This is a genomic window from Pseudomonas serboccidentalis (assembly GCF_028830055.1).
Classification (GTDB): Bacteria; Pseudomonadota; Gammaproteobacteria; order Pseudomonadales; family Pseudomonadaceae; genus Aquipseudomonas; species Aquipseudomonas serboccidentalis.
In genome coordinates this window covers 2161285-2187950 of record NZ_CP101655.1, presented here as the reverse complement: position 1 = coordinate 2187950, position 26666 = coordinate 2161285, and the positions used below count along the sequence as shown (strand labels likewise).

Genomic DNA, 26666 nt, shown 5'->3' with positions numbered 1-26666 from the left:
CAAACGATCGCCGCCTTCGGCAGCGCCTACCGGGATTACACCTGTAGGCGCTGCCGAAGGCTGCGATCTTTTAATCTTTGATACCTAGCGAATCTGATGTTTGTGCAACAACCGATAGAACGTCGGCCGGGACACCCCCAGCACCTTCGCCGCCACACTGAGGTTATCGCTGTGGCGGTTCAATACATCGCACAATGCCTGGCGTTCGGCGCGGGTCTTGTAATCTTCCAGTGTGCCCATCGGCGTAGAAATCGAGTGCTGGCTGATCAATCCCAGATCACGGGCCTCGATCTGCCGGCCCTCGGCCAGCACCAGACCACGTCGCACCCGGTTGGCCAGCTCACGCACATTGCCCGGCCAATCGTGCTTGCCCATGGCAATCAGCGCATCCTCGCTGAAGCTGCGTGGACGGCGGCCGGTTTCGTGGCTATAGAAGTGGGAGAAATGGTTGGCCAGCATCGCCAGGTCACCGTGGCGCTCGCGCAATGGTGCGGTCACCACTTGCAGCACATTGAGCCGGTAGTACAGGTCTTCACGAAAACGCTTTTTCTCGATGGCCGCCTCCAGATCGACGTGGGTGGCCGCCAGCACCCGCACATCGACCGGAATCGGCTGGCTGCCGCCGACACGTTCGATGTGTTTTTCCTGAAGGAATCGCAGCAGGTTGGCCTGCAATTCCAGCGGCAGATCGCCAATTTCATCGAGAAACAACGTGCCACCGTTGGCCGCCTCGATACGCCCGACCTTGCGCTGATGCGCACCGGTGAAGGCGCCTTTTTCGTGGCCGAACAGTTCGGACTGGATCAAGTGCTCGGGAATCGCCCCGCAATTGATTGCGACAAACGGCTTGTTATGCCGCTGGGATTGGCGGTGCAGCGTGCGGGCGACCAGCTCTTTACCGGTGCCGCTTTCACCACGAATGAGTACGGGAGATTCGGTGGGCGCCAGTTTGCTCAACAACTTGCGCAGCTCGCGGATCGGCTTGCTGTCGCCGAGCAATTCGTGCTCCGGCTGATCGATGTGAATCGTCCCCTGCCCGCGCAAACGTGCCATGCCGAATGCCCGGCCAAGGGTCACTTGAACCCGCGAGACGTCGAACGGCAAGGTATGGAAATCGAAAAACCATTCGCAGACGAAGTCACCAACGTTTTGCAGGCGCAGGACTTCCTGGTTCAACACCGCGATCCACTCGGTGCCACTGCGGCTGATCAGTTCCTTGACCGCCTCGGGGCGTTCAAGGTGAAAAGGTTGCAAACGCAGCAGTCCGACATCGCAAGTCCGATCGGCGGCATTTTCCAACGTACAACTGTCGACATCCCACCCTGCCGCGCGCAAACCGGGTAGCAGGCGGTGACAGTCGTCACAGGGGTCGACTACCAATAATCGTCGTAACGCTGGCGCTTCGATCATGACTTTTCCTTGGCGCCAAATTTAAGGAAATTATTGTAAAAACAATCATTTGGCAGACCCGACTGTAACACTAGCAAGAAATTGACAGGGCCTTGTATCGATTGCTTATAGGTGTACAAGCTAACGCGTTATAAGAAGCGAGTTTATTAGTCAGCTATCGAGTTGAATCTTTCACCTGGCTTTCAAAAAACTGTCGGTACGCTGAGCATAAAAAAGAAAGTTGAAATTTCTTTGTATCGTGTGTGACCTGTCACGGGGTTGCGTGCATCAGTACAAGTAACCAGCCGAACGGTAAGCCCAACCGACGGCACATCACTTGATTGGGCACCTTAGAGAGAAGACCCCATGACCGCCCCGCTCCGTATCAACGAAGCTCTTTTGATTGCCAACCACGCGTTCAAACCCTTTCAGTGCGTGGCCTGGGCCCCACAAGACGGTAACGGTGTACTTAACCTGACCGTCATCGACCGTACCAACTCGCATATCGGCCGCAAGCAGATTCCGAGCAGCGCCTACTCCGATCCGGCGCAACTCGAGCAACTGCTGCTACAGGCGCGCACCGAACTGAGCAAAGAAGGTCACCTGCTGCAATCGTGGTCGATGCCTGATTGATCAGAGGGTAATGCGGATGACTTCAATGTCATCCGCCCACTTCTTCATTAGTTATCCGCTGCCGCGACCTCCCGTACTTTTGTACAACTTCTTTTAAAGCGTCGGGCGCCACTGCTTGTCACGCTTTCATTTGGTTCAAAAAGACACTGTTCTGGCACAGTGCGACCCTCCGCCTGTTAGTTATGTCAGTTGTACTTCGGCGTATTCAGGGATTGAATGTTTCGCTCATGCAGTTACCCGCCCCGCCGGGCACGGTCAACTTGCAAGGAGAGGCATGCATGATTACCGAGAACGCTTTAGCGCTCCCGCCACCAACGACTAACGCCGGACAACTCGACAGAGGGTTTGCCCACTCCGGCATTGCCCAAGTGTATTTCGCCGGCAGCGTCTCCAGCATGACCCAAGGCTTGGCCCTCGACCCACAAGGCCGGGTGTTGGTGGCCGCCAAGGTCGGCACTGCCAACGGTAGCCGTTTCGGGCTGGCGCGAATGCTCCCCGACGGTTCTGCCGATCTCGGTTTCGGTGTTCATGGCAGTGTGATTGGCGAGTTCGCTTCCGGCTTCGAAGCCATGGGCGCCAAAGTGCAGGTGTTGGCCGACGGGCGAATTCTGCTGGCCGGCCTGCATTATGAAAATGCCCACCGCACGTTGCCCGCCCTCGCACGGTTCAACACAGACGGATCACCTGACCCGACGTTTGGCGACAACGGTCGACAAGTCGTGCGCCTGCCCGGCGATCTGTCGATCGGTTCACGCGATCCCTGGCTACCGCCCGGCGTGCCGGGGGCCGAAGCCTGTGACTTTGCGGTGCAGGACGACGGGCACATTCTGCTGATCGCCAATCACCACTTCGAACTCGCGGACCATGCTGGCATGCTGATTCGCCTGACCCCAAACGGCGCGCTCGATGCAAGCTTCAATGGTCGCGGCTTCGTGATGATTCGCCATCTGTTACTCAATACCTGGATCAACAGCCTGTTGCTGCAGGACGACGGGCGCATTGTCGTCGCGGGCTCCATCGGCTTCCCCCAAGAGGGGCTGGTGGCGCGCTATCTACCCGACGGCCGTCTGGACGAGCGCTTCGCCGTGGACGGCTTCCTCGCCTTCAAGGCCCACGGGCAAAGCGCGATGGTCAGTCAGGTTCTCGTATCGATGGAGCATCTGCACTGCTTTGGCAGCAGTCGCGATCCTATCCGCTGCATGGCGCTGAGCCTGCACCCCAACGGGCGCCCGGAGCTGCGCAACAACGTCGGCCACCCGCACCTGCTGGAAATCGGCCCCAGCGGCTGCCAATGGAGCGCGGCCCACTGCATGGCCGATGGCCGAATCATCGCCGTGGGCGCGACGATTGGCGGTATCGAGGCGGATTTCATCGTCGCGCGCTACCTGCCCGACGGCCAACTTGACGAAGCGTTTGGCAACGGTCACGGCTGGCTGCGCACGCGTCTGGGGCGCAGCCTCGATACCGCCAATTCGCTGGCCTTACAAGCGGACGGCGCGATCGTTGTCGGCGGCTATTCGCTGGAAGGCAATTACCGTGCGATGGTGGGGCGGTATCTCAATCGATAGGAAAACAAGTGCAAACAGCATTCACCGTTGGTCGGGAATACCTTCATACCTGTAATTTCTGACAGTAGACACCCCCCTTGATCGCCGTTCAGATAAAGAGCCGCGCAGATCGCTGTGCGTCTACCTGAAAAAGGAATTTTGATATGAACGATCAAGTCAAACTGAATGAACAAGGTACGTTGGTTCAACCCCCGAACAAGCGCGAGCACCGGATCTACACAGCTATTATCGGTGTCAGCGATGGCCAAGGTAACGAAATTCCACACGATGGCACTACCCTGAGCGACGTATTATCTTTTAAGGGACATGCCTATCCCGATCAACGCGTGCAAATATTTGATCGAGGCAATCCGGCTCATGATGATTTCTTCCCGGTTGACGACATCGGTAACTTTTTCGTTACCCTTCCCAATCAGGAATGGGGGTATCACATCTACAGCGCGCACACCAGCAATGGGGAAGTGTCACCACCATGGGCTATCTTTGTGGATGTGCGGGAAACAGCGTCAATCGAATACGTGAGCGGGCCTGACGGTGAAAACATCGAACCCGGCGGGGCCACATTGCATGATGAATTGCACTTTGTGGGTAGGGGCACCGCTAATCAGACAGTGGACCTTCTCGATAACGGAAAGGTTATCCAGACACTCAACGTCGATGTAATCCGACATTGGAGTGCCCACGTCAAAGAACTGCAAACAGGCAGCCATGAGTTCATCGTTCGGGGAGAAGACGGTGAGCTATCAAATCCGTGGCGTGTCCTGATCAAATTACCGGTCCCCCTCAGCGCTCAGTTTGTTATCGGCCAAGAAAATTATCAGTTGATTGAACAGCACGGCTCCACCACTGATAGAACGATAACATTGGTCGGTACGGCACACCCGGACGAAACAGGCTGGATTGCCGACTATCGCGGAAATCTGGTTCGCTTCCGCGCAAATCAGAACGGTGTCTATCAAGTAACGATTGAGGAACTCCGAGAAGGGGTCCATGCATTGAGGACCGTATCCGATAAGGGCAAGATATCCGACCCTTATTTCATCCGGGTCGTTTCGTCAAAACTTTGATAATCATCCCTCGCATTAACAATGAAGGCCCGCCGAGTCACGGCTCGGTGGGCTTTCATCGTCAGCGCCCTCGTTGCGCGAGACTTCTGTCCAAAGAATGCGAGATATATCCAGTAACACCTTGAACTTGCCCGTCACATCCGGCAATTTGCGCGCTTCTGAATATAAGGAGCAACCGATGTCCGGTTCACTGGCCCAGGCGTTCGCGCACAATTTCCTCGGGCATTCGCCCCGCTGGTACAAGGCGACTATCGTCGGCTTCCTGATCCTCAATGCCCTTGTGTTGTTCACGGCTGGCCCGGTTGCCGCCGGCTGGCTGCTGGTGATCGAGTTCATTTTCACCCTGGCCATGGCCCTCAAGTGCTATCCGTTGATGCCCGGCGGCTTGTTGCTGATCGAGGCCCTGCTGCTGAAGATGACCACGCCGCAGGCGCTGTACGATGAGCTGGTGCACAACTTCCCGGTGATCCTGTTGCTGATGTTCATGGTCGCCGGCATCTACTTCATGAAGGACCTGCTGCTGTTTCTGTTCTCGCGGCTGCTGCTGGGCGTTCGTTCCAAGGCGATTCTGGCGCTGATGTTCTGCTTTCTGTCGGCCTTCCTGTCGGCGTTTCTCGATGCCTTGACCGTGACCGCGGTGATCATCAGCGCGGCCGTCGGCTTCTACTCGGTGTATCACCGCGTCGCCTCAGGCAACGATCCGCGTCAGGACAGCGAATTTGGCGATGACCAGAACCTGCCGACCCTGCATCACAACGACCTGGAACAATTTCGCGCTTTTTTGCGCAGCCTGCTGATGCACGGCGCAGTCGGCACCGCGCTGGGCGGCGTATGCACTCTGGTCGGTGAGCCGCAGAACCTGTTGATCGGCCATGAGATGGGCTGGCATTTTGGCGAGTTCTTCCAGAAAGTCGCACCGGTGTCGCTGCCGGTTCTGGCAGCGGGCCTGCTGACGTGTGTGTTGCTGGAGAAACTGCGCTGGTTCGGTTACGGCACGCTGTTGCCGGACAACGTGCGTGCAGTGCTGGCCAATTACGCAGCCGAAGACAACGCCGAGCGCACGGCGCGGCAACGCGCTGCACTGTTGGTGCAAGGTGCCGCCGCATTGATTCTGATCGGTTGCCTGGCGTTTCACGTGGCGGAAGTCGGCCTGATCGGCTTGATGGTGATTGTGCTGATCACCGCGTTTACCGGGATCACCGACGAGCATCGTCTGGGCAGCGCGTTCAAGGACGCCATGCCGTTTACCGCGCTGCTGGTAGTGTTCTTTGCCGTGGTCGCGGTGATTCACGATCAACAGCTGTTCGCCCCGCTGATTCAGTGGGTGCTGGCGCTGCCGGCAGATCAGCAGCCGGGCATGCTGTTTATTGCCAACGGCTTGCTCTCGGCGATCAGCGACAACGTGTTCGTCGCCACGATCTACATCACCGAAGTGAAACAGGCCTTCCTGTCCGGGCACATGAGCCGCGAGCACTTCGAGACGCTGGCGATCGCGATCAACACCGGCACCAACCTGCCGAGCGTGGCGACGCCCAATGGTCAGGCGGCGTTCCTGTTCCTGCTAACGTCGGCAATCGCCCCGCTGGTGCGCCTGTCGTACGGGCGGATGGTGTGGATGGCGGTGCCGTACACCGTGGTGATGGGGCTGCTGGGCTGGTATGCGGTGAGCTACTGGCTGTAATCACACCGAATAATCTGTAGGAGTGAGCCTGCTCGCGAATGCGGTGTGTCAGGCACCTCATATGTTGCCTGACACACCGTCATCGCGAGCAGGCTCACTCCTACAGTTGTTTTTGCGTTTGTTCAGCGCGGGAGGATGTACTTTTCAATCGCCTCGGCCACACCATCTTCAGTGTTTGGCCCGGTAATCACATCGGCCTGACGCTTCACCGTCTCTTCCGCCTGCCCCATGGCAATCGACAGTCCCGCGCAATGGAACATGGCCGGGTCGTTGCCGCCATCGCCAATCGCCGCCGTCTGTTTCAGCGGGATGCCAAGATGCGCGGCAATGGTCGCCAGCGCGGTGCCCTTGTTGGCTTCCAGCGCCGTCACGTCCAGGTACACCGGTTGCGAGCGCGAAACCTGTGCCATGCCGTTGACCTCGGGCAGCAGGCGCGCCTCAAGCTCGATCAGCAGATCCGTGTTGTTGCTGGTGGCGACGATTTTGTCGATGCGCTCCAGATACGGTTCGAAACTCTCGACCACCACCGGCGGATAACCGAGGCCGTGCTGTTCGCGCGGCACCATCGGCCCGTGCGGATCCTTGAGCAACCAGTCGCCACCGCTGAACACCCAGATTTCGACCTCCGGTTGATCGGCGAACAACGCCAGGGCAATCAACGCCGTCGTCGCGGGCAGGTAATGCGCCACCAGCAGGCTGCCATCCGGGTTGACGATGGTGCCGCCATTGAAGGCGGCGGTCGGCAGGTCGACGCCCAGGGCTTCGATCTGCTGCAACATGGCTTTGGGCGGGCGACCGGTCGCCAGGCTGAACAACACGCCGGCCTCGCGCAGCGAGCGAACGGCGTCGATGGTGCGCTGACTCAGGCTGTGATCGGGCAGCAACAGCGTGCCGTCCATGTCGCTGAGCAGAAAGCGGATCGAGTCACTCATCCCAGGCCATGCCAGACGCGACCGTCGCGAGTCAGCAGATCATTGGCCGCCTGCGGGCCGTCTTCACCGGCGGCGTAGGTCTGCACGCTCGCGTCCTGCTGCCAGGCGTCGAGGAACGGTTGCACCGCGCGCCAGCCGTTCTCGATATTGTCGGCGCGCTGGAACAGCGTCTGGTCGCCGGTCAGGCAGTCGTAGATCAGCGTTTCATAGCCGGTGGACGGCTGCATCTCGAAAAAGTCTTTGTAGGCGAAGCCCAGTTCGATGTTGGCCATGTTCAGCGCCGGCCCCGGCCGTTTGGCCAGCAGGTCGAACCACATGCCTTCGTTGGGCTGGATCTGGATGCGCAGATAGGTAGGTTGCAGCTCGTCGACCTCGGTGTCACGGAATTGCGCGTACGGTGCCGGTTTGAAGCAGATGACGATTTCGGTGTCACGCACGCTCATGCGCTTGCCGGTGCGCAAATAGAACGGAACGCCGACCCAGCGCCAGTTGTCGATCATGACCTTCAGCGCGACGTAGGTTTCAGTGTTGCTGTCGGGCGACACGTTGGCTTCCTGGCGATAGCCGGCCAACGGTTTGCCATCGAGTTCGCCAGCGCTGTACTGGCCGCGTACCGAGTTGGCCCGCGCCTCTTCGACGGTCCATGGACGGATCGCGCCGACCACTTTGGCCTTCTCGCCACGCACGGCATCAGCGCCGAACGCGGCCGGCGGTTCCATGGCGACCATCGCCAGCAACTGGAACAGGTGATTGGGCACCATGTCGCGTAGCGCACCGGTGTGCTCGTAAAAACTGCCACGGGTTTCGACGCCGACGGTTTCGGCGGCGGTGATTTGCACGTGGTCGATGTAATGGTTGTTCCAGAACGCTTCGAACAGGCTGTTGGAGAACCGGCTGACCAGAATGTTCTGCACGGTTTCCTTGCCCAGGTAATGGTCGATCCGATAGATCTGCTTCTCGGACATGACCTTGAGCAAACAGGCGTTCAACGCTTCGGCCGTGTGCAGATCGGAGCCGAACGGCTTCTCGATCACCACCCTTCTGAACGCTTCGGGGGTTTCTTCCAGCAGTCTGGCGGCGCCAAGACGGCGCACCACTTCACTGAAGAAACGCGGCGCGGTGGCCAGGTAGAACACCGCATTGCCAGTGCCGCTGTCGGCGATTTTCGCCGCCAGCGCGGAATAAGTGCTGTCGTCCAGGAAGTCGCCCTGGACGTAGCTGATACCTTTGGCGAGCTTGGCCCACAAGGCCGGATCAAGCATCTGATCGCCCTTGCCGACCTTCGCCGCCACTTCGGTACGGATGAAGTCTTCGAGTTTTTGCGCGAAGGCTTCATCGGTAATGGCGTTGTGATCAACGCCGACGATCCGCAGATTTTCGTCAAGCAAGCCGTCGCGACTGAGGTTGTACAGCGCCGGCATCAGCAAGCGCTTGACCAGGTCGCCGTGAGCACCGAACAAAAACAGCGTGGTCGGTGGTGCGGATTCTGCCTTGGATTTTCTGCGGATCGTATGGGTCATTTCTTCGGTGTCTCCACGTGGCCGCCGAAGCCGAAGCGCTGGGCCGAAAGAATCTTGTCGCCAAAGGTGCCCTGGCCGCGCGAGCGGTAGCGCGAGAACAGCGAGTTCGACAGCACCGGTACCGGCACCGCTTGCTCCATGGCCGCTTCGATGGTCCATTGGCCTTCGCCGCTGTCGGCCACCGAACCGGAGAAGCCGTCGAGCTTCGGATCGCTCGCCAGCGCATCAGCCGTCAGGTCGAGCAGCCAGGACGACACCACGCTGCCACGACGCCACACTTCGGCGATGTCAGCGACGTTCAGGTCGAAACGCTGATCTTCCGGCAGACGCTCGCTGGACTTGGTCTTGAGGATGTCGAAGCCTTCGGCGAAGGCCGCCATCATGCCGTACTCGATGCCGTTGTGAATCATCTTCACGAAGTGCCCGGCACCGGCAGGACCGGCGTGGATGTAGCCGTGCTCGGCGCGGTGATCCTCGGACTTGCGATCCTTGGTGCGCGGAATCTCGCCCATGCCCGGCGCCAGTGCGGCGAACAGCGGGTCGAGACGGTTCACGGTCTCGGCGTCGCCGCCGATCATCATGCAATAGCCGCGCTCCAGGCCCCAGACGCCGCCGGAGGTGCCGACGTCGATGTAATGCAGGCCCTTCTCGGCCAGCGTCCTGGCCCGGCGAATGTCATCCTTATAGTTGGTGTTGCCACCATCGATGATGGTGTCGCCGGCTTCCAGCAGGTTGCTCAGGGTTTCAATGGTGTCTTCGGTCGGTGCGCCGGCCGGCAGCATGACCCATACGGCGCGTGGCTTGGCCAGGCCGGCGACCAGTGCTGGCAAGTCGGCAACGCCCGTGGCGCCCTCGGCGGTCAGGGTATCGACAAAGGCGGTATTGCGGTCGTAAACAACGGTGGTGTGCCCGTTGAGCATCAGGCGCCGCGCAATATTGCCGCCCATGCGGCCCAGTCCAATAATCCCGAGTTGCATGTGCTGATGCTCCTTACTACAAATAAATAGGTGACATTGGTTATAGCCCAACGCGACTAATGGAGGTTAGTCCAGAGCGTCGGGCCGAAGTTTCCGGGCATTGTGCCCGATCCAGACTGATAACGTCGGGAAACGTGCCGAAGACACACCGACCATGAAAAATAAAAAAGTTCCATTCACGGGCAAAAGAAATCAAAATTGGCGCCGATAGCAAGTCAGTAGCCCCGGACCGGGGACGATTTGCAGTTGAGACACGCCATTTGCGAGGTGAGCAATGGGCACAGTACACACAGCAATGCCGCCACAAACCCTGTACGTCACGATCCGTCGCGATGAATTGCGTCAGTTGAAAGACGAGCGCGACCAGTTGAAGCAGGAGCTGGCGCAGCTGCGCTCGCTGACCCAGGGCGCTCAGCCCAAACCCTTGCCGGTTGTCCAGCGCAACCCGCACGCCTGACCTGCCCGCCAGTTTCGGGAACGGCGCCTGTCGTTCCCGGCATGATCCTCCCCTGCCAGCAATCAGCAACTAACGAAGTTTTCACATTCTGTTCGTAATACTCGCGCCCATTCTGGCCGTGCGTTTGCGCGCGGCTTCCGTTCGTCGGTTTCATGAAGCGTTCCGGCGGTGGTTAGTGACGATGAGCTGGAGTGCTGAATGGCATTGTTCAAACGCAGCAAAACGACTGCGACAGGTTTCGACTGGGCTGGGGTTCTCTGGCTTTTCGCGTTCTTCTGGTATTTCTCGGGTATCACCCAACTGCTGATCCAACTGACCGGCACCTCCGGTTTCAGCGGATTCCGTCAGGCCTTCGTGATGAGTGCGCTCTGGCTCGCCCCGATGCTGGCGTTTCCCAAACGTACCAAACTGCTGGCCGCACTGATCGGCGTAGTCCTGTGGGCCTGCTCGATGGCCAGCCTGGGTTATTTCTTCATCTATCAGCAGGAATTCTCGCAAAGCGTCATCTTCATCATGTTCGAGTCGAACGTCTCTGAAGCCGGCGAGTACATGACCCAATACTTTGCCTGGTGGATGATTCCGGCGTTCCTCGCCCATACCGTGTTCGCCTACTTCCTGTGGACCCGCCTGCGCCCGGTATACATGCCCCGTGGCCGCGCATTCGTTGCTGCAATCGCGATCATCATCGCCGTGGTCGGCTACCCGCTGATCAAACAGACCCAGCGCACCGGCAGTTTCGCCGGCGGCTTCGAGAAGTTCGAAGACCGCATCGAGCCTGCCGTGCCTTGGCAAATGGCCGTGGCTTACCATCGTTACCTCGACACCCTGGCCGGCATGCAGGACATGCTGCACAGCACGAGCAAAGTGCCGCCGCTGCACAACCTCAAGGCTGCCGACGCCGACAAACCTTCGACTCTGGTGCTGGTGATCGGTGAATCGACCAACCGTCAGCGTATGAGCCTGTACGGCTATCCGCGCAAGACCACGCCGGAACTGGACAAGCTCAAGGATCAGCTCGCGGTGTTCGACAACGTCATCACCCCGCGCCCTTACACCATTGAAGCGCTGCAGCAGGTCCTGACCTTCGCCGACGAAGAAAATCCGGACCTGTACCTGTCCACGCCGTCGCTGGTCAGCATGATGAAACAGGCCGGTTACAAGACGTTCTGGATCACCAACCAGCAGACCATGACCAAGCGCAACACCATGCTCACGACGTTCTCCGAACAAGCCGACGAGCAGGTATACCTGAACAACAACCGCAACCAGAACGCCGCGCAATACGATGGCGACGTGATCGAGCCGTTCAACAAGGCGTTGACCGACCCGGCACCGCGCAAGCTGATCGTCGTGCACCTGCTCGGTACTCACATGAGCTACCAGTACCGTTATCCGCCAACGTTCGACAAGTTCCAGGATCGCGATGGCGTCCCGGCCGGTGTGCGTGACGATCAGGTGCCGACCTACAACAGCTACGACAACGCCGTGCTGTACAACGATTTCGTGGTATCGAGCCTGATCAAGGACTACGCCAAGTCCGATCCGAACGGTTTCCTGCTGTATCTCTCCGACCACGGCGAAGACGTGTTCGACTCGGTCGGCCACAACACCCTGGGCCGTAACGAGAACAAGCCGACGGCGCCGATGTACACCATCCCGTTCATGGCCTGGGCCTCGCCGAAATGGCGCGAGGACCATGCCTGGAACTTCGCCGCCGATCTGCAGCGACCGTACAGCAGCTCGCACCTGATTCACACCTGGGCAGACATGGCCGGCTTGAGTTTCGATGAACTGGACCGCAGCAAGAGCCTGGTCAGCGACAGCTTCAAGCCGCGCCCGCTGCTGATCGGCAACCCGTACGAACGCGAACAACGGTCCTTGATCGACTTCAGCCTGATGAAGCCGAAGAAAGTCGACCCGGGCGCTGCGAATGTCGTGCAGCAATAACCGTGTAAAACACGCCGGCTTCAAACGTTCGCAATCGGCGTAACGCATAAAGAAAAAGCTCCGTATCGAAAGATATGGAGCTTTTTTCGTTCTGGGCGGACAGGTTGCTCGCTTGTGCAAGCCCCTGCTGTGCCGCTTGAAAGGAATCGGGACGGCAACGGCTGCTCGACCATCCCCTCCCCCTCAAACAAGCAGCCAGCGCGCTCAGAGAGCGTCACTAAATCGCGCTGCCAGGCTCAAGGGTTTTTCCTGCACAAAAGCAAACGCCCCGAACAGGTCGGGGCGTTTGTGGGTGCTGCGCAAAGGCTGTTCTCACACCCTTTGCGTTGCAGATCCGGCGTTATCAGTAAGCCTTGCCAGTCTTGTAGAAGTTCTCGAAGCAGAAGTTGGTTGCTTCGATGTAGCCTTCAGCGCCACCGCAGTCAAAACGCTTGCCCTTGAACTTGTAAGCCATGACGCAGCCGTTCTGGGCCTGCTTCATCAGGGCGTCGGTGATCTGGATTTCACCGCCCTTACCCGGCTCGGTCTGTTCGATCAGGTCGAAGATGTCCGGAGTCAGGATGTAACGGCCGATGATCGCCAGGTTCGACGGCGCGTCTTCCGGCTTTGGCTTCTCGACCATGCTGTGTACGCGGTAGATGTCGTCGCGGATCATCTCGCCGGCGATCACACCGTACTTGCTGGTTTCCTGCGGGTCGACTTCTTGAATAGCGATGATCGAGCAGCGGAACTGCTTGTACAGTTTGACCATCTGGGTCAGGACGCCGTCGCCTTCGAGGTTGACGCACAGGTCGTCCGCCAGTACCACGGCGAACGGTTCGTCACCGATCAGCGGGCGACCGGTCAGGATCGCGTGGCCCAGGCCTTTCATTTCGGTCTGACGGGTGTAGGAGAACGAGCACTCGTCCAGCAGCTTGCGGATGCCGACCAGGTATTTTTCCTTGTCGGTGCCCTTGATCTGGTTTTCCAGCTCGTAGCTGATGTCGAAGTGGTCTTCCAGCGCGCGCTTGCCACGACCGGTCACAATGGAGATTTCTGTAAGGCCAGCGTCCAGAGCTTCTTCAACGCCGTACTGGATCAGTGGCTTGTTTACCACCGGCAGCATTTCTTTGGGCATGGCTTTAGTCGCTGGCAGGAAGCGAGTACCGTAACCGGCTGCTGGGAACAAGCATTTCTTGATCATATAAGTCCTTGAAAGGGCTGTGTGTACGAGTTTCGGCGCAGTCTAATCAGGCGGCGTGCACCTTACAATGCCCCGCACTGGCTAACCGATGCCAACATAGAGAAATATTCTCGCCGATAGTTCCGTTGCCATCTTCGAGCGGCGAAATCAGAGTAGCTCAAAGGCGCAGAGGCGCTGCATCACCATACGCTCATCGCCCCCCAATGTGAGCATTTGTCGGTATCATGGCGCCTTTGAACCAGCGAACGAGACAGATAGATGGCCGCGGTAAAAATCATCAACGGGTATGTGATCGACAAGAAAGACGGCAAGTGGAATCTGACCACGACCAATGGCGAACACATTGCCGGACCTTTCGACAGCGAGCAGTTGGCGACTGATGTAGCCTCGGTGTTCACCGACACCCCGGCATCGTCCAAACGCCGCGGCAAAGATCAGGACTGATCGACTGCGACACGGACCGAGCCCTGCCCCTGCGCAGGGCTTTTTAATGGCGACGCGAAAGATCCGTGCAAACAAGTGGCCAATCGCTATAACCTTTTCACTGCGGCGCTGTCAGAGCGTTTAGCCCCTCCCTCGCTGAAGACGACACACCTATGAACATGAACAGATTGCTGCCGCTGATCGCGGTATTGGCCCTCGGTGGCTGTGCCACCTCGCAAACCACCTACCTGAACAACGGCGAACAGGGCCTGACCATCGACTGCTCCGGCGAGGCCAACTCCTGGGCGACCTGCTACGAAAAAGCCGATGCCTCTTGCGCCGGCACCGGGTATCGCATTGTCGGTACCGATGGCACGCCGGCGCCGAAGGAAAGCGACAAGACCCTGGGGGTCGATGTCGGCAACTACAAAAACCGCAGCGTGGTGGTGGTCTGCAAATAGACCCTACATGTGAATCTCGGCGAATTTGATCCCGAGTGCGCGTACGACCTCGATCAGGTCGTCAAGTCGGGTGAAGGATTCGACTTCGTCGTTATCGTCCACCAGAAAATAGCTGCGCCCGGCGCTCTTCTTGAAAAACACGATCCACTCCCCCGAATTGGCCGGGTTCTGAATCACATGCGTGGCAGAAATCAGGCCTTCTGCGTGGCGCTCCCGTACTTGCTCTCGCTTCATGCGCGACTCCAGAAATGAAAATGCCGCCACAGCATGGCTGTGACGGCATTGGTGCTGATAACTATTAGTCTATCAGCCGGAAATACAGGCATTGGCGGCGTTTTGCACATCACGAGGACGAATCGGCACATTGGACATGCGCTCATGCAGCTTGATGCTGCTGCCGCCGGAGCGATCTTCGATGTCAAACACGGCGGCCGCGCCGGTGGAAAATTTCCCGGGAACAATCACTCGAACACCCTCCTTGTGCGGCTGCATCTGCAGCGCGCCACGACTGTTGGCAAGCTTGTCCGCCAGGCACTGAGCATACTCATGGGGTTTCTTGCCGGAAATCACGCTCATGGTCGGCAACGTTTCATTGATTTCGGAAACACTCGCGCAACCACCCACAGCCAATATCAACGGCAGACACACCACACCCCACTTCATACAAACACCTCCCATAAAGACCGTCGGACAGCAGTAATGCCATTTTTCTCCGAGGCTCACTCCATTAAACCCGCATCGAATCGCGAATAACTGTTTTAAATTGTCGAAGCGGCGCTCGACGGCGGGATAATAACCCGTCCGGGCTGATAAACTGCGCCAATCGCACATGCTATCGTTTTGATTTAGTAGAAAAAGCCCTTTTGGAGGCGCCCATGAAATTCATTCACCAGCGCGAGCACCTCAATGAAGACGACATCGTCGTCATCCAATGCTCGCAAACCTGCAACATTCGCCTGATGAACGACGCCAACTTCCGCGCGTTCAAAAACGGCGGACGCCACACCTACCATGGCGGCGCTTTCGACACGTTTCCTGCGCGCATCACCGCGCCGAGCACCGGTTTCTGGAACATCACCATCGACACCGTCAACCGCCGCGCCATCAGCGTCACGCGCAAACCGACCCTGACCCATTCGATCAAGATCATCCGCCGCTCCAGCTCCAAACTGAGCTGAGTCGCCCCCAACGCAAAAGGTAAGCACGACCGTGGCCCAAACGACCAAATACGTCATCAAATACAAACTCAACGGCGAGCGCCGCTTCGAGTTCGCGCAACTGGAGCAAGGCACCGTGGAAGAGGCCAAGGCGGCGCTGGACGCCATCCACGGCCAGTCTGACGACGTGATCAGCGACATCGCCGTCAGCAAAGCCCTGTAACGCAACACCCCGGATTCGACCGCAAGCGGCGGAGTGTTCTGCCGCCAGGACCTGCGCAGACTGACAGCCTCGACCAAGCGTTCAGGAGTCAGCATGTCAATGTCCCCGTCACGGCTGGATGCGCTCGATTGGGCCAGCCTCGAACAGCAACTGGATGAGCGAGGCCACGCCATCATCCGCGCGCTGCTCTCGCCCCAGACCTGTGAGCGCCTGAGTGCCCTGTATCCGCAGACCGAACCGTTTCGCTCGCAGGTCGTCATGGCCCGCCACGGTTTCGGTCGAGGGGAATACAAGTACTTTCGCTATCCCCTGCCGACGACAATCGAGCGCCTGCGCAACGCGCTGTATCCGCGCCTGGTGCCGTTGGCCAACCGTTGGTACGAACGCATGAGTTTGCCCGCAGGTTTTCCGGCGACACATGCCGAGCTTCTTCAGCGCTGCCGCGATGCCGGTCAGTTGCGGCCGACGCCGCTGTTGTTGCAGTACGGCCCTCAGGACTACAACTGCCTGCATCAGGATCTGTACGGAGAACTGGTTTTCCCACTGCAAGTGGCGATTCTTCTGTCAGCGCCTGGGCGAGACTTTACCGGCGGCGAATTCGTCCTGACCGAGCAGCGCCCGCGCATGCAATCGCGCCCGCACGTGGTGGACCTGCAACAAGGCGATGCGCTGATCTTCGCGGTGAACCAGCGCCCGGTCAGAGGCACGCGCGGCGACTATCGGGTGACCATGCGTCATGGCGTCAGTCGCCTGCACAGCGGAAATCGGCATACCCTAGGCATCATCTTCCACGACGCCACATGAGCAGCATGCAACCGACCACCTTCGACCTGTTCGCCGACCACGAACCCGCGCAACAACCCCGTGCCGAGCAGATCGGCGAACAGTCGTGGGTGTTGCGCGGCTTCGCCCTGCCGGTTGTCGATCAGGTGTTGCCGGTGCTGGATACCATTCTCGCCGCAGCGCCCGTACGCCACATGGTCACCCCGGGCGGCTTCAGCATGTCGGTGGGCACCAGCAGTTGCGGGGCGCTGGGCTGGATCACCGATCGCAGCGGTTATCGCTACAGCACCGTGGACCCACTGAGCGGCAGGCCTTGGCCGGCAATGCCGCAGGTGCTGTCCGAACTGGCGCAAGCCGCGGCGCAACGCGCAGGATTTGCCGACTTCAACGCAGATTCCTGCCTGATCAACCAATATGTCCCCGGGGCCAAGATGTCTTTGCATCAGGACAAAGACGAACATGCCTACGCAGCACCGATCGTTTCTCTGTCCCTGGGCTTGCCAGCGATGTTCCTGTTCGGTGGTTTTGCCCGCAGCGACAAGAGCCAGCGCATTCCCCTGCTGCATGGCGACATGGTGGTCTGGGGCGGCGTCGATCGCTTGCGTTTTCACGGCGTGCTGCCGATCAAGCCTGGCCGGCATCCAGCGCTGGGCGAACGACGGATCAACCTGACCTTTCGCGTCGCCGGGTAAGCTGAAAAATTTGACCGCAAGGCGCGGAGTGTTGCCAACATCGCCGCTGGTTAACCTGAATCAAACAGGTCAACGGACTACTCGCCATGAAAAAGCTTTCGCCGATCATCAACGTTGAAACCGATCCACGCTGGGCTGCCGTCGTTGCACGGGACCCACAGGCCGACGGGCAGTTTGTCTATGCGGTGAAAACCACCGGCATCTATTGCCGCCCCAGCAGCCTCTCGCGGTTGCCCAAGCCGCAGAACGTCGAGTTTTTCGACAGCGCCGAAGCCGCCGAGGCTGCGGGTTATCGCCCGAGCAAACGCACCCGCAAGGATCAGACTGACGTCGCCGCCCAACACGCCGCGACCGTGGCGCTGGCCTGTCGGCAGATCGAAAGCTGCGAAACCGCGCCGGCGCTCAACGAACTCGCCGAAGCCGCCGGCCTCAGTCCTTTCCATTTTCACCGAGTGTTCAAGGCTGCAACCGGCCTGACGCCCAAGGGTTATGCGGCGGCGCACCGCTCGCGCAGGGTGCGTGAACGACTGGCGGACGGCGGTTCGGTGACCGCTGCGCTGTACGACGCCGGGTTCAACTCCAACAGCCGCTTTTACGAATCGGCCGACAAGGTATTGGGCATGAAACCCGGTGACTATCGCGCCGCCGGGCGCAACAACGACATACATTTTGCCGTCGGCCAATGCTCGCTCGGGGCGATTCTGGTGGCTCAGAGTGAGCGCGGCGTGTGCGCGATTCTGTTGGGCGACGATCCGCATCAACTGGTGTGCGATCTGCAGGATCAGTTTCGCCAGGCCAACTTGATTGGCGCCGACGCCGGGTTCGAACAGTTGATCGCCAAAGTGGTGGGCTTCATCGAGGCGCCCGCGCTGGGTCTCGACTTGCCACTGGACGTGCGCGGCACCGCGTTTCAGGAGCGGGTGTGGCAAGCGCTGCGGGAGATCCCGGCTGGCCGCACCGCAAGCTACGCCGAGATCGCCCAACGCATCGGTGCGCCGACCTCCATGCGCGCCGTGGCGCAGGCGTGCGGCGCCAACCGTCTGGCGGTGGCGATTCCGTGCCATCGCGTGGTGCGCAGCGATGGCAATCTCTCGGGGTATCGCTGGGGCGTGGAGCGCAAGCGCCAGTTGCTGGAACGTGAAACCCAACCTTAGCGAACGCCGATATGGACCGACACAGATTCGGGGCCGGTATAGGCCTCGAAGTCGGTGGCGTAGCGGCGCTGAATCTGCGGGTTGGCTTCAAAGAATGTCCAGATCCGCCCCCAGGTTGCAATGACCGCCTCAGGCAACGTGCCCTGCGCTTCGAACACCAGGTACTCGCCCGCTTCGATCTGCACCGCTTCGTAACCTTTTCCCCGCGCATTCACCGCAACACCCGCGGTGACATCGAACGCCCCCGAGGCATCGGACTCGTACGCCGAATACACACCATAAATCGCTGAGCCAGGGATCTTGCCGGGAATGCTCTCGGCTTGTTCTTCGCTGAAAAACTGGCCCCACATCGGACCGATCTTCGCGGTCGCGGCTTGGTGCTCCGCGGCATTGGTGGTACGCACGCGCAGGCCGGCCACGGTGAAAGCGTCGATTGGCTGTCGTTTCAAGTCCATCGAAAATACCGCTCCCTGTCATAGAAGTGCGGCCACGATGGGCCGCAATGGCACTCACTGTGTCAGCGATTGACGTCGACCACAACCCTGCCGCGCAGCTGTCCGGCGAGCAGTTTCGGCGCCGCGTCGATAGCTTCGCTCAGGGCGATTTCGTGGCTGATCAAGGGCAACAACGCGAAGTTCAGGTCCTTGGCCAGACGCTCCCAGGCCTCTATCCGCCGTGCCTTGGGTTGGGTCACGCTGTTGATCCCGGCCAGGGTCACGCCGCGCAGAATGAACGGCGCCACCGATGCCGGGAAATCCATGCCCTGGGCCAGACCGCAGGCCGCCACGGTCCCTTCGGCACGGGTACTGGCGCAGGCGTTGGCCAGCGTGTGACTGCCGACCGAATCGATCACGCCGGCCCAGCGTTCCTTGGCCAGCGGCTTGCCCGGCTCTGACAGGGTGACGCGATCGATGATTTCGCTGGCGCCCAGTTGCTTCAGGTACTCATGCTCGGACACCCGGCCGGTGGACGCCACCACGCGATAGCCCAGCTTGCTGAGCAGCGCGATGGCGAAACTGCCCACCCCGCCATTGGCGCCGGTCACCAGCACTTCGCCTTGATCGGCGGTGACGCCGTTACGCTCCAGCGCCAGAATGCACAGCATCGCCGTGTAGCCGGCGGTGCCGATGGCCATTGCTTGCGCGGCAGTAAAGGCCTTGGGCAAAGGAATCAGCCAGTCGCCATTGAGCCGCGCCTTTTGCGCCAACCCGCCCCAGTGACTCTCGCCCACGCCCCAGCCATTGAGCAGCACCTGGTCACCGGCCTTGTAGTCGGGATGCGAGCTGACCTCGACCGTGCCCGCCAGGTCGATCCCCGGCACCATCGGAAACTTGCGCACCACCGGACTGCTGCCGGTAATCGCCAGACCATCCTTGAAGTTCAGCGTGCTGTACGCGACCTTCACCGTCACGTTGCCTTCAGGTAACTGCGCTTCGCTGATCGGTTGCAGGCTGGCGTGGTAACCGTTGTCGTCTTTGTCGATCAAAATGCCGTTGAACATGGCTGCCTCTCACTCAATGGATTCAAATCCTCGCGCCTTGAAATAACACAAAGCAACACATTGCCCCACCCGACTTTGCGCCAACTCGCACATCCGCCAGGTAATTGTGAAGCGGGGGCGGTCCCCACTGACGCTGACGGCGGGCGACTGTCCATGCGCGGAAAAATCGGGCTGGCCCTGGGTCCGGTTTTACTGTTAAAAAACCGGCTCTGCCGTCCCTGCCTCGTTTCATCGTTCGGAGAACCGCTTCCATGAGTCAATGGCCTGACACCCGCATCCTTGACCTGCTTGGCATCGAATTGCCGATCATCCAGGCCCCCATGGCCGGCGCCACGACCTCAGCCATGGTGATCGCCGTGTGCAACGCGGGCGGGTTGGGTTCGATGCCGGCGGCGATGCTGAGCACCGAGCAACTGCGCGAAGAACTGAAGACCATTCGTGAACAGACCCGCAAACCGTTCAACGTCAATTTCTTCTGCCATCAGCCACCAGCCGCCGATGAACAACGCGCGCGGGACTGGAAGGATCTGCTGGAACCGTACTACCACGAACTGGGCGTCGACTTCGATGCGCCGACACCGGTTTCCAACCGCGCGCCATTCGATGCGGCGGCGTGCGCCGTGCTGGAAGAATTTCGCCCGCCAGTGGTGAGTTTTCACTTCGGCCTGCCGGAGAAATCCCTGCTGGATCGGGTCAAGGCCACTGGCGCGAAAATCCTCTCGTCTGCCACCACCGTCGATGAAGCAGTGTGGCTTGAGCAGAATGGTTGCGATGCAATTATCGCCATGGGTTACGAGGCTGGCGGGCACCGCGGGATGTTTCTCAGCGATGACTTGAGCAGTCAGGTCGGCACCTTTGCCCTGGTGCCGCAGATCGCCGATGCGGTCAACGTGCCGGTGATTGCTGCCGGCGCGATTGCCGATGCCCGGGGGGTGGCGGCGGCATTGATGCTCGGTGCATCGGCGGTGCAGGTCGGCACCGCGTATCTGTTCACGCCAGAAGCGAAAGTCAGCGCCTCCCATCGCCAGGCGCTTCGCAGCGCCAAGGCAAGCGAAACCGCCGTGACCAACCTGTTCACCGGGCGCCCGGCTCGGGGCATTCTCAATCGGGTGATGCGCGAAATTGGGCCGATGTCGGACAAAGCTCCGGCGTTCCCGCTGGCCGGTGGCGCATTGATGCCGTTGCGCGCCAAAAGCGAAGCGCAGTTCAGTAACCTCTGGGCCGGTCAGGCATTTCCACTGGGCAAGGAACTGGACAGCGCCGAACTGACCCGGCAACTGGCGGAAGGCGCCCTGGCAAAACGGGTCCGCCGCTGATCTGCCACAGGGCGAGGCATGGCACAGCCTCACCCTGTCTTCGTCAGCACTTCCTGTTTAGCGGCATTTCGCTATATATTTCGCTATATAGCGTTAACTCTCGTATCGGGCAGTCCACTTCCAGCAATAACTGCCTTCTGCACTCGCCAATAACGGAGCTGTTACATGACCATTCGTGCCTCACGTTTTGCCCCCACCTGCCTGGCCTCTTTGCTGGCAGTGTTCACCTTGGGCGCCGCTCAGGCTGATGAAGTACAAGTGGCGGTTGCCGCTAACTTCAGCGCTCCGATCCAGGCGATTGCAGCTGATTTCGAGAAAGACACCGGGCACAAACTGGTCGCCGCCTACGGAGCCACCGGCCAGTTCTACACCCAGATCAAGAACGGCGCGCCGTTCGAAGTGTTCCTCTCGGCTGACGACACCACCCCGCAAAAACTGGAAAAAGAAGGCGACACCGTCAAAGGCTCGCGCTTCACCTACGCCATCGGCACACTGGCACTGTGGTCGGCGAAAGAAGGTTATGTCGATGCCAAAGGTGACGTGCTGAAGAAGAACGAATACCAGCACCTGTCGATCGCCAACCCGAAAGCCGCGCCGTACGGTCTGGCCGCCACTCAGGTGCTGGAAAAACTCAAGCTGACGGAAGCGACCAAAGCCAAGATCGTCGAAGGCCAGAACATCACCCAGGCGTACCAGTTCGTGTCCACCGGCAACGCCGAACTGGGCTTCGTTGCGCTGTCGCAGATCTACAAGGACGGCAAGGTCACCGGCGGTTCGGCGTGGATCGTTCCAGCCAGCCTGCACGACCCGATCAAACAAGACGCGGTGATTCTGAACAAAGGCAAGGACAGCGCCGCCGCCAAAGCGCTGGTTGAGTACCTCAAAGGCCCGAAAGCCGCTGCGGTCATCAAGTCCTACGGCTACCAACGCTAAATGTCGCTCTCAAGTGCCGACTTCGCGGCGATCTGGCTGACCCTGAAACTGGCGTCCCTGACCACCGCCATCTTGCTGGTCGTCGGCACGCCGATTGCCTTGTGGCTGTCGCGCAGCCGTTCGTGGCTGCGCGGGCCGATCGGGGCAATCGTCGCCCTGCCCCTGGTGCTGCCACCGACCGTGATCGGTTTCTATCTGCTGCTGATGATGGGGCCCAATGGCGTTCTCGGGCAGTTCACCCAGTGGCTGGGCCTGGGCACCCTGACGTTCAGCTTCACCGGGCTGGTGATCGGCTCGGTGATCTATTCCATGCCGTTTGTGGTGCAACCGTTGCAAAACGCGTTCTCCGCGATCGGCACCCGCCCGCTGGAAGTAGCCGCAACCTTGCGCGCCAATCCGTGGGACACTTTTTTCAGCGTGATACTGCCGCTGGCGCGCCCCGGTTTTGTCACAGCGGCGATCCTCGGTTTCGCGCACACCGTCGGCGAATTCGGTGTGGTGCTGATGATCGGCGGCAATATTCCCGACAAGACCCGGGTGGTCTCGGTGCAGATCTACGACCATGTCGAGGCCATGGAATACGCCCAGGCCCACTGGCTGGCCGGGGCCATGCTGGTGTTTTCGTTTCTGGTGTTGCTGGTGCTGTACTCCAGCCGCAAGACTCGCGCGGGCTGGAGCTGATCAATGATTGATGCACGTATGAACATCACTTATCCGGGGTTCAGCCTGGATGTCGACTTGCACTTGCCGGGGCGTGGCGTGACCGCGCTGTATGGTCATTCCGGCTCGGGCAAAACCACCTGTTTGCGTTGCATCGCCGGCCTTGAACGCGCCCAGCAGGGTTTTATCCGGGTCAACGACGAAGTCTGGCAGGACAGCGAACGACGGATTTTTGTCCCGCCGCACAAACGTGCGCTGGGTTATGTGTTCCAGGAGGCCAGCCTGTTTGCGCACCTGTCGGTGCTGGCCAACCTGCAGTTCGGCCTCAAACGCATCGCCAAGGCCCAGCGTCGGGTCGACATGGCGCAAGCCACCGAACTGCTGGGGATCGGCCATTTGCTGGAGCGTCATCCGCAGCATCTGTCCGGCGGCGAACGCCAGCGAGTCGGAATCGCCCGGGCACTGTTGACCAGCCCCAGGCTGCTGCTGATGGATGAGCCATTGGCCGCCCTCGACAGCCAGCGCAAAAACGAAATCCTGCCGTACCTGCAGCGACTGCACGATGAGCTGGACATTCCAGTGCTGTATGTCAGCCACGCTCAGGATGAAGTCGCTCGGCTGGCCGATCATCTGGTGTTGCTCAGCGACGGCAAGGCCTTGGCCAGCGGCCCGATTGGCGAAACCCTCGCGCGCCTTGACCTGCCAATGGCGATGGGCGACGACGCCGGGGTGATCATCGAAGGCCAGGTCAGTGCCTACGACGCCGATTATCAGTTGCTCAGCCTGCAACTGCCGGCCACTGAAATGAACCTGCGCGTGACGCACGCGCCGATGGTCGTCGGCCAGACCCTGCGCGCCAAGGTGCACGCCCGGGACATCAGCCTGAGTCAGCACAACAGCGAGGCCAGCAGCATCCTCAATCGGTTGCCGGTCACCGTGGTCAGCGAGCAGCCGGCGGACAACACCGCGCATGTGCTGATTCGACTGGACGCCGGTGGCACGCCGCTGTTGGCGCGGATCACACGTTTCTCCCGGGATCAGCTCGGTATCCACCCGGGCCAGCATTTGTGGGCGCAGATCAAGGCCGTCGCAGTCCTGGCCTGAATCCGTTGGCACGACGGCAACGGCGCGCGGTCAATCGCTGTAACAAAGCGAATGACCGCCAAGGACCTCCGCCATGCCCGACACTGCGCCAGCCGACGTGCTCCCACCCGATCTGCATTACGTCGATGACACCCAACCCGGCCTCACCCGCAAAAAACTGCGCGGTAAATTCGCCTATTTCGATCCGGCCGGCCAGCGCATCACCGAGCCCGACGAGATCAAGCGGATCAACTCATTGGCGGTGCCACCGGCCTACACCGACGTGTGGATCTGCGCCGACCCGCGCGGCCATTTGCAAGCCACCGGCCGCGATGCCCGGGGCCGCAAGCAGTATCGATATCACCCGCGCTGGCGGGAGGTGCGCGACGCCGATAAATACTCGCGCCTGCGGGAATTCGGCCTGGCGCTGCCAAAGTTGCGCAAACAGCTCGAAACCCTGCTGGCCGCACCGGGCTTCAGCCGCGACAAGGTCATGGCCACTGTCATCACGCTGCTCGACGCCACGCTGATCCGCGTCGGCAACAGTCAGTACGCGCGGGACAACCGCTCCTACGGCCTGACCACCCTGCGCAGCCGGCATGTCGAGGTCAACGGCAGCGCGATCCTGTTCCAGTTCCGCGGCAAGAGCGGCATCGAGCATCAGATCACCGTCAAGGACCGGCGCCTGGCGCGAATCATCAAGCGTTGCCTGGAGATTCCCGGGCAGAATCTGTTCCAGTACCTGGACGAAAAAGGCGAGCGACACACCATCAGCTCGCACGACGTCAACGCCTACCTGCAAACCCTCACCGGCGCCGACTTCACCGCCAAGGATTACCGCACCTGGGCCGGCAGCGCGCTGGCCCTGGCGGTGTTGCGCGAGCTGCAATGGGAATCGGAAGCCGAGGCCAAACGGCATGTGGTCGACATGGTCAAGAACGTGGCCAAACAGCTGGGCAACACTCCGGCGGTGTGCCGCAAGTGCTACATCCATCCGGCAGTGGTCGAGCGTTTCATGCTGGGTGCGCTGGCCGAACTGCCACGCCCGCGAGTGCGCAAGGGCCTGCGTTCCGAGGAGGTGGCGCTGGCGATGTTTCTGGAGCAAATGATGAAGACGCCTTGATCGAGGCGGACAGCTGATCTAGGCTAGCCACCTTTCCCCTCTTCAGGACAACCGCAGACAGTGAACAATCCAGCCTTCTGAAAATGTAATCGCGGCACGCGCTGAATCGCGCCTGTCACTGCTCACGACATTTTTCGGAGGTGCCGATGACTCACGTCTCGCGTACGCCTGCCCTCGTCTCCCTGAATCAAACAGCTTTTCGGTTCGCCAATGGCGAGACGATTTTCAACGACCTGAATCTGCAATTCGATCACCTGCACACCGCGATCGTCGGGCGCAATGGCGTCGGTAAAAGTGTGCTGGCCCGGCTGATTGCCGGGCGCTTGCAACCCACTGCCGGCAGCGTCACTTGTGCGGTCACCGTGGCCTATGTGGCGCAAACCTTCATCGTCGAACCGGGGCAGACCGTGGCCGACGCCACCGGCACCGCTGCCGCCCTTCGCGCACTGCAACGCCTGCAGCGGGGCGAGGCATCGGAGGAAGATTTCGACACCCTTGGCGAACGCTGGGATCTGCCCGAACGTCTGCGCCAATGGCTGAATGACGCCGGCCTGCCGGACATTGTCCCCTCGGATTTGACTCAGTCGCTGAGCGGTGGCCAACAAGCCCGACTGGCGCTGATCGGCGCCTTCCTGAGTCCGGCGCGCCTGCTGGTGCTGGATGAGCCGACCAATCATCTGGACGCCGCCGGCCGGCGCTGGCTGATGAGTGAGCTGCAACGCTGGCGCGGCGGATTGATCGTCGTCAGCCATGACCGGCAATTGCTTGAGCGCATGCAGCGTATCGTCGAACTGACGCCATCGGGCGCCACGGTGTTCGGTGGCAACTTTTCCACGTATCAGCAGCAGCGGCAGATCCATCAGGCGGCGGCGCAAGCGACGCTCGATCAAAGCCGAACCGAACGCCGCCGTGAACAGCAGCGCCTGAAAAGCGAGCACGACACCATTCAGCGCCATGCCGCCCGCTCCTTGCGCAACGCGAAAACCGCCAATGTCTCGGGCTTCGAACGCGCCAGCCTCAAAGGCGCCGCACGGCAGATCATGGGGCATGTGCGTCATGGTCATCAGCAGCGCAAGTCGGAACTCGACGCACGGGTGCGTGACGCCTACGCCAAGGTGCTCCCGGACGATGCAGTGATGATGAACCTGCCCGGCAGCGCAGTGCCCACGTCGCGCAATGTCTGCACCTTGATTGACGTGCGCCTGCCATGGCTGCGCACACAGGCGTTCAATCTGACGCTGAGCGGCCCCGTGCGCGTTGCGGTCAATGGTCCCAATGGCTGCGGCAAATCGACCTTGCTCCAACTGCTCGCCGGCGAACTGCGCCCCGTCAGCGGCGAATGCACCACCCATGTTCCGGTGGCCTATCTGGACCAGCAGCTAAAATTGCTGGACGACCACCTCAGCGTCATCGACCAACTGATTGCGCTACAGAGTCCGTTGAGTGAAAGCGAATTGCGCAGCCATCTGGCGCACCTGCAACTGGACGCGCAACGGGTCACCCGACCGAGCGCATCACTGAGCGGCGGCGAACGCTTGAAAGCAGCGCTGGCGGTGGCGTTGTGGCGCCAGACGCCCGCGCAATTGTTGCTGCTTGATGAGCCGAGCAATCATCTGGACCTGGCTTCGGTACAGGCTTTCGAACAGGCATTGCAGACGTTTCCCGGGGCGATTGTCGCGGTTTCCCACGACCCGGACTTTCTGCAGGCCTTGAAACCGACGCATCGCCTGGATTGGCATCATGGGGATTGGCGGTTGCAACCGACGAACTGACTGTCTATTTTTTGCACGATTGGCCAAGGCT

The 26666-nt window shown here is 60.2% G+C and carries 28 protein-coding genes; 19 read left to right on the top strand and 9 right to left on the bottom strand.

What is annotated here, in order from left to right; translation table 11 throughout:
- Positions 1–84: 84 nt before the first annotated feature.
- Positions 85–1410, bottom strand: coding sequence for a sigma-54 dependent transcriptional regulator (locus NN484_RS10115; protein ID WP_215499999.1), 1326 nt, complete (start codon positions 1408–1410; stop codon positions 85–87).
- Between the two features lie 345 nt (positions 1411–1755).
- On the opposite strand from NN484_RS10115, the gene NN484_RS10110 reads away from it, so the two are divergent.
- From NN484_RS10110 to nhaB, 4 genes are all read left to right on the top strand, one after another.
- The gene (locus tag NN484_RS10110) at positions 1756–2022 is read left to right on the top strand and encodes a hypothetical protein (RefSeq protein WP_127647662.1); all 267 of its coding nucleotides are present in this window, start codon (positions 1756–1758) and stop codon (positions 2020–2022) included.
- A gap of 278 nt (positions 2023–2300) precedes the next feature.
- Positions 2301–3590, top strand: coding sequence for an NHL repeat-containing protein (locus NN484_RS10105; protein ID WP_274659033.1), 1290 nt, complete (start codon positions 2301–2303; stop codon positions 3588–3590).
- 143 nt (positions 3591–3733) lie between these two features.
- The gene (locus tag NN484_RS10100) at positions 3734–4657 is read left to right on the top strand and encodes a hypothetical protein (RefSeq protein WP_215499995.1); all 924 of its coding nucleotides are present in this window, start codon (positions 3734–3736) and stop codon (positions 4655–4657) included.
- A 178-nt stretch (positions 4658–4835) separates the two neighbouring features.
- Positions 4836–6338 carry a sodium/proton antiporter NhaB gene (nhaB, locus tag NN484_RS10095; RefSeq protein WP_274659032.1) on the top strand — a complete coding sequence of 501 codons (1503 nt, stop codon included), beginning with the start codon at positions 4836–4838 and terminating at the stop codon, positions 6336–6338.
- Positions 6339–6460: 122 nt separating this feature from the next.
- On the opposite strand, the gene NN484_RS10090 is transcribed toward nhaB, so the two are convergent.
- Genes NN484_RS10090 through gnd form a run of 3 tightly spaced genes read right to left on the bottom strand, consistent with a single transcriptional unit; the run spans position 6461 to position 9767 of the window.
- On the bottom strand, positions 6461–7270 hold the full coding sequence (locus tag NN484_RS10090) for an HAD family hydrolase (protein WP_274659031.1): 810 nt from the start codon (positions 7268–7270) through the stop codon (positions 6461–6463).
- Positions 7267–8790: a glucose-6-phosphate dehydrogenase gene (gene zwf / locus NN484_RS10085; protein ID WP_274659030.1), complete on the bottom strand. Its 1524-nt coding sequence runs from the start codon at positions 8788–8790 to the stop codon at positions 7267–7269. Before zwf ends, NN484_RS10090 begins: the two co-directional genes overlap by 4 nt.
- Positions 8787–9767 (bottom strand): phosphogluconate dehydrogenase (NAD(+)-dependent, decarboxylating), encoded by a 981-nt coding sequence (gene gnd / locus NN484_RS10080; RefSeq protein WP_127647668.1) that lies wholly within the window; start codon positions 9765–9767, stop codon positions 8787–8789. Before gnd ends, zwf begins: the two co-directional genes overlap by 4 nt.
- A 274-nt stretch (positions 9768–10041) precedes the next feature.
- Here gnd and NN484_RS10075 point away from each other — a divergent pair, with 274 nt between their 5' ends.
- Positions 10042–10224, top strand: coding sequence for a DUF6026 family protein (locus NN484_RS10075; protein WP_003225385.1), 183 nt, complete (start codon positions 10042–10044; stop codon positions 10222–10224).
- A gap of 198 nt (positions 10225–10422) precedes the next feature.
- Positions 10423–12171 carry a phosphoethanolamine transferase CptA gene (locus NN484_RS10070; RefSeq protein ID WP_274659029.1) on the top strand — a complete coding sequence of 583 codons (1749 nt, stop codon included), beginning with the start codon at positions 10423–10425 and terminating at the stop codon, positions 12169–12171.
- Between the two features lie 343 nt (positions 12172–12514).
- On the opposite strand, the gene galU is transcribed toward NN484_RS10070, so the two are convergent.
- Positions 12515–13354 carry a UTP--glucose-1-phosphate uridylyltransferase GalU gene (gene galU, locus NN484_RS10065; protein ID WP_007912230.1) on the bottom strand — a complete coding sequence of 280 codons (840 nt, stop codon included), beginning with the start codon at positions 13352–13354 and terminating at the stop codon, positions 12515–12517.
- 258 nt (positions 13355–13612) lie between these two features.
- Here galU and NN484_RS10060 point away from each other — a divergent pair, with 258 nt between their 5' ends.
- Both NN484_RS10060 and NN484_RS10055 read left to right on the top strand, forming a co-directional pair.
- Complete coding sequence (locus NN484_RS10060) at positions 13613–13798, top strand: hypothetical protein (RefSeq protein ID WP_007964653.1); 186 nt, start codon at positions 13613–13615, stop codon at positions 13796–13798.
- A gap of 152 nt (positions 13799–13950) precedes the next feature.
- Positions 13951–14238 (top strand): hypothetical protein, encoded by a 288-nt coding sequence (locus tag NN484_RS10055; RefSeq protein WP_003225390.1) that lies wholly within the window; start codon positions 13951–13953, stop codon positions 14236–14238.
- A 3-nt stretch (positions 14239–14241) separates the two neighbouring features.
- Here NN484_RS10055 and NN484_RS10050 read toward each other — a convergent pair whose 3' ends face one another.
- Both NN484_RS10050 and NN484_RS10045 read right to left on the bottom strand, forming a co-directional pair.
- Positions 14242–14472 carry a hypothetical protein gene (locus NN484_RS10050; RefSeq protein WP_274659028.1) on the bottom strand — a complete coding sequence of 77 codons (231 nt, stop codon included), beginning with the start codon at positions 14470–14472 and terminating at the stop codon, positions 14242–14244.
- 72 nt (positions 14473–14544) lie between these two features.
- Positions 14545–14901 carry a hypothetical protein gene (locus NN484_RS10045; protein ID WP_127647755.1) on the bottom strand — a complete coding sequence of 119 codons (357 nt, stop codon included), beginning with the start codon at positions 14899–14901 and terminating at the stop codon, positions 14545–14547.
- A 212-nt stretch (positions 14902–15113) separates the two neighbouring features.
- On the opposite strand from NN484_RS10045, the gene NN484_RS10040 reads away from it, so the two are divergent.
- From NN484_RS10040 to ada, 5 genes are all read left to right on the top strand, one after another.
- Positions 15114–15416: a DUF1883 domain-containing protein gene (locus tag NN484_RS10040; RefSeq protein WP_024164475.1), complete on the top strand. Its 303-nt coding sequence runs from the start codon at positions 15114–15116 to the stop codon at positions 15414–15416.
- 31 nt (positions 15417–15447) lie between these two features.
- Positions 15448–15618 (top strand): hypothetical protein, encoded by a 171-nt coding sequence (locus tag NN484_RS10035; protein WP_164747815.1) that lies wholly within the window; start codon positions 15448–15450, stop codon positions 15616–15618.
- Positions 15619–15717: 99 nt separating this feature from the next.
- The gene (locus NN484_RS10030; protein ID WP_425518807.1) at positions 15718–16422 is read left to right on the top strand and encodes a 2OG-Fe(II) oxygenase; all 705 of its coding nucleotides are present in this window, start codon (positions 15718–15720) and stop codon (positions 16420–16422) included.
- Between the two features lie 5 nt (positions 16423–16427).
- On the top strand, positions 16428–17093 hold the full coding sequence (gene alkB / locus NN484_RS10025) for a DNA oxidative demethylase AlkB (RefSeq protein WP_274659287.1): 666 nt from the start codon (positions 16428–16430) through the stop codon (positions 17091–17093).
- A gap of 86 nt (positions 17094–17179) precedes the next feature.
- A complete protein-coding gene (gene ada / locus NN484_RS10020) occupies positions 17180–18247 on the top strand; it encodes a bifunctional DNA-binding transcriptional regulator/O6-methylguanine-DNA methyltransferase Ada (RefSeq protein WP_215499989.1) in 1068 nt (355 codons plus the stop codon).
- Here ada and NN484_RS10015 read toward each other — a convergent pair.
- Together NN484_RS10015 and acuI are read right to left on the bottom strand one after the other, a co-directional pair.
- Positions 18244–18702: a GyrI-like domain-containing protein gene (locus tag NN484_RS10015; RefSeq protein ID WP_274659026.1), complete on the bottom strand. Its 459-nt coding sequence runs from the start codon at positions 18700–18702 to the stop codon at positions 18244–18246. The genes ada and NN484_RS10015 overlap by 4 nt on opposite strands.
- Before the next feature lie 62 nt (positions 18703–18764).
- Positions 18765–19748 (bottom strand): acrylyl-CoA reductase (NADPH), encoded by a 984-nt coding sequence (acuI, locus tag NN484_RS10010; RefSeq protein WP_274659025.1) that lies wholly within the window; start codon positions 19746–19748, stop codon positions 18765–18767.
- Positions 19749–19999: 251 nt separating this feature from the next.
- Here acuI and NN484_RS10005 point away from each other — a divergent pair, with 251 nt between their 5' ends.
- The 6 genes from NN484_RS10005 to NN484_RS09980 all read left to right on the top strand — a co-directional run bounded on the left by NN484_RS10005 (position 20000) and on the right by NN484_RS09980 (position 26635).
- Positions 20000–21064, top strand: a complete 1065-nt coding sequence (locus NN484_RS10005) for an NAD(P)H-dependent flavin oxidoreductase (RefSeq protein WP_215499986.1) — start codon at positions 20000–20002, stop codon at positions 21062–21064.
- 165 nt (positions 21065–21229) lie between these two features.
- The gene (gene modA / locus NN484_RS10000) at positions 21230–21997 is read left to right on the top strand and encodes a molybdate ABC transporter substrate-binding protein (RefSeq protein ID WP_274659024.1); all 768 of its coding nucleotides are present in this window, start codon (positions 21230–21232) and stop codon (positions 21995–21997) included.
- On the top strand, positions 21998–22678 hold the full coding sequence (gene modB / locus NN484_RS09995) for a molybdate ABC transporter permease subunit (RefSeq protein ID WP_215499985.1): 681 nt from the start codon (positions 21998–22000) through the stop codon (positions 22676–22678). It abuts the gene before it with no gap.
- Between the two features lie 3 nt (positions 22679–22681).
- Entirely contained in the window at positions 22682–23761 is a 1080-nt protein-coding gene (gene modC, locus NN484_RS09990; protein WP_274659023.1) for a molybdenum ABC transporter ATP-binding protein, read from the top strand.
- Between the two features lie 73 nt (positions 23762–23834).
- Positions 23835–24863, top strand: coding sequence for a DNA topoisomerase IB (locus NN484_RS09985; RefSeq protein ID WP_274659022.1), 1029 nt, complete (start codon positions 23835–23837; stop codon positions 24861–24863).
- Positions 24864–25009: 146 nt separating this feature from the next.
- Positions 25010–26635, top strand: coding sequence for an ABC-F family ATP-binding cassette domain-containing protein (locus NN484_RS09980; protein ID WP_274659021.1), 1626 nt, complete (start codon positions 25010–25012; stop codon positions 26633–26635).
- The last annotated feature ends 31 nt before the right edge of the window (positions 26636–26666 follow it).

Bases quoted from the DNA above. Each gene is read 5' to 3' on its own strand.
- NN484_RS09985 (WP_274659022.1), top strand. From the start codon at position 23,835: ATGCCCGACACTGCGCCAGCCGACGTGCTCCCACCCGATCTGCATTAC.
- NN484_RS09980 (WP_274659021.1), top strand. From the start codon at position 25,010: ATGACTCACGTCTCGCGTACGCCTGCCCTCGTCTCCCTGAATCAAACA.
- galU (WP_007912230.1), bottom strand. From the start codon at position 13,354: ATGATCAAGAAATGCTTGTTCCCAGCAGCCGGTTACGGTACTCGCTTC.
- NN484_RS10030 (WP_425518807.1), top strand. From the start codon at position 15,718: ATGTCCCCGTCACGGCTGGATGCGCTCGATTGGGCCAGCCTCGAACAG.
- NN484_RS10045 (WP_127647755.1), bottom strand. From the start codon at position 14,901: ATGAAGTGGGGTGTGGTGTGTCTGCCGTTGATATTGGCTGTGGGTGGT.
- NN484_RS10070 (WP_274659029.1), top strand. From the start codon at position 10,423: ATGGCATTGTTCAAACGCAGCAAAACGACTGCGACAGGTTTCGACTGG.
- NN484_RS10075 (WP_003225385.1), top strand. From the start codon at position 10,042: ATGGGCACAGTACACACAGCAATGCCGCCACAAACCCTGTACGTCACG.
- NN484_RS10040 (WP_024164475.1), top strand. From the start codon at position 15,114: ATGAAATTCATTCACCAGCGCGAGCACCTCAATGAAGACGACATCGTC.
- nhaB (WP_274659032.1), top strand. From the start codon at position 4,836: ATGTCCGGTTCACTGGCCCAGGCGTTCGCGCACAATTTCCTCGGGCAT.
- alkB (WP_274659287.1), top strand. From the start codon at position 16,428: ATGCAACCGACCACCTTCGACCTGTTCGCCGACCACGAACCCGCGCAA.
- NN484_RS10055 (WP_003225390.1), top strand. From the start codon at position 13,951: ATGAACATGAACAGATTGCTGCCGCTGATCGCGGTATTGGCCCTCGGT.
- acuI (WP_274659025.1), bottom strand. From the start codon at position 19,748: ATGTTCAACGGCATTTTGATCGACAAAGACGACAACGGTTACCACGCC.
- modC (WP_274659023.1), top strand. From the start codon at position 22,682: ATGATTGATGCACGTATGAACATCACTTATCCGGGGTTCAGCCTGGAT.
- NN484_RS10110 (WP_127647662.1), top strand. From the start codon at position 1,756: ATGACCGCCCCGCTCCGTATCAACGAAGCTCTTTTGATTGCCAACCAC.
- NN484_RS10050 (WP_274659028.1), bottom strand. From the start codon at position 14,472: ATGAAGCGAGAGCAAGTACGGGAGCGCCACGCAGAAGGCCTGATTTCT.
- NN484_RS10100 (WP_215499995.1), top strand. From the start codon at position 3,734: ATGAACGATCAAGTCAAACTGAATGAACAAGGTACGTTGGTTCAACCC.
- ada (WP_215499989.1), top strand. From the start codon at position 17,180: ATGAAAAAGCTTTCGCCGATCATCAACGTTGAAACCGATCCACGCTGG.
- NN484_RS10060 (WP_007964653.1), top strand. From the start codon at position 13,613: ATGGCCGCGGTAAAAATCATCAACGGGTATGTGATCGACAAGAAAGAC.
- gnd (WP_127647668.1), bottom strand. From the start codon at position 9,767: ATGCAACTCGGGATTATTGGACTGGGCCGCATGGGCGGCAATATTGCG.
- NN484_RS10115 (WP_215499999.1), bottom strand. From the start codon at position 1,410: ATGATCGAAGCGCCAGCGTTACGACGATTATTGGTAGTCGACCCCTGT.
- zwf (WP_274659030.1), bottom strand. From the start codon at position 8,790: ATGACCCATACGATCCGCAGAAAATCCAAGGCAGAATCCGCACCACCG.
- NN484_RS10105 (WP_274659033.1), top strand. From the start codon at position 2,301: ATGATTACCGAGAACGCTTTAGCGCTCCCGCCACCAACGACTAACGCC.
- modA (WP_274659024.1), top strand. From the start codon at position 21,230: ATGACCATTCGTGCCTCACGTTTTGCCCCCACCTGCCTGGCCTCTTTG.
- NN484_RS10005 (WP_215499986.1), top strand. From the start codon at position 20,000: ATGAGTCAATGGCCTGACACCCGCATCCTTGACCTGCTTGGCATCGAA.
- NN484_RS10090 (WP_274659031.1), bottom strand. From the start codon at position 7,270: ATGAGTGACTCGATCCGCTTTCTGCTCAGCGACATGGACGGCACGCTG.
- NN484_RS10015 (WP_274659026.1), bottom strand. From the start codon at position 18,702: ATGGACTTGAAACGACAGCCAATCGACGCTTTCACCGTGGCCGGCCTG.
- modB (WP_215499985.1), top strand. From the start codon at position 21,998: ATGTCGCTCTCAAGTGCCGACTTCGCGGCGATCTGGCTGACCCTGAAA.